The following is a 773-nucleotide window of genomic DNA, read 5'->3' as shown; positions in this document are numbered from 1 at the left end:
CTCAATGTAATAAATTAGACTTTTTGTAATTGGGCTACTCTTGGATCTACGATTTTTTGTCCTAAACTGGTGAATTTAATCGCTACAGAAACTTTATTTCCTTCTCCGAATACGTGAGTAATTTCACCGATTCCAAATGATTTATGTAATACTCTGTCTCCTACTTGCCAAGTTGCGTTAGGACTTTGTTGACTAGGTTTTGAAGATGGAGATTTAGTAAAACTACGGGTAACTTTATTTTGAGTAGTTAATAATTCTGCTGGTAATTCATCCAAAAATTGCGATCGCATTGCCGGTTCTCTTGAGCCATATAAACGCCGTTCTCTAGCATGGGATAAAAACAATCGTTCTTGAGCGCGAGTAATACCAACATAGCACAAGCGCCGTTCTTCTTCTAATAATGAAGGATCTTGTAAAGAACGGTATCCCGGAAATAGTCCCTGTTCTAAACCGACTAAAAAGACGACAGGAAACTCTAACCCTTTGGAAGCGTGTAATGTCATTAAAGAAACTGCTGTTTGTCCCTCTTTTAAATTATCTAAATCAGAACTCAATGCAGCACTTTGCAAAAATGCTTGTAAAGAAATATCTTCACCTTCATTTTCTTCCTGGAATTGCAACATAGCATTATACAATTCATTCACGTTACTGATTCTATTATCAGCTTCATCTGTACCCTGATCTTGCAATTCTTTAATATAACCAGAATCTTCTAAAATCCCTTGTAATATTTCCGAACCGGGAACTATTTTAATTTGTTCTTGACGATTTTG

The 773-nt window shown here is 36.0% G+C and carries 1 protein-coding gene; it reads right to left on the bottom strand.

The features are described from left to right. Positions 1-14: 14 nt before the first annotated feature. Positions 15-773 (bottom strand): 3'-5' exonuclease (locus FJR38_RS17830; protein WP_168538519.1); only part of this gene is annotated, 759 nt, incomplete at its 5' end.

Source organism: Anabaena sp. UHCC 0253 (assembly GCF_009712085.1).
In the GTDB taxonomy this organism is placed as follows: Bacteria; Cyanobacteriota; Cyanobacteriia; order Cyanobacteriales; family Nostocaceae; genus Dolichospermum.
The sequence above is the reverse complement of the archived record's forward strand: the minus strand, read 5'-3'. Positions and strand labels throughout refer to the sequence as shown.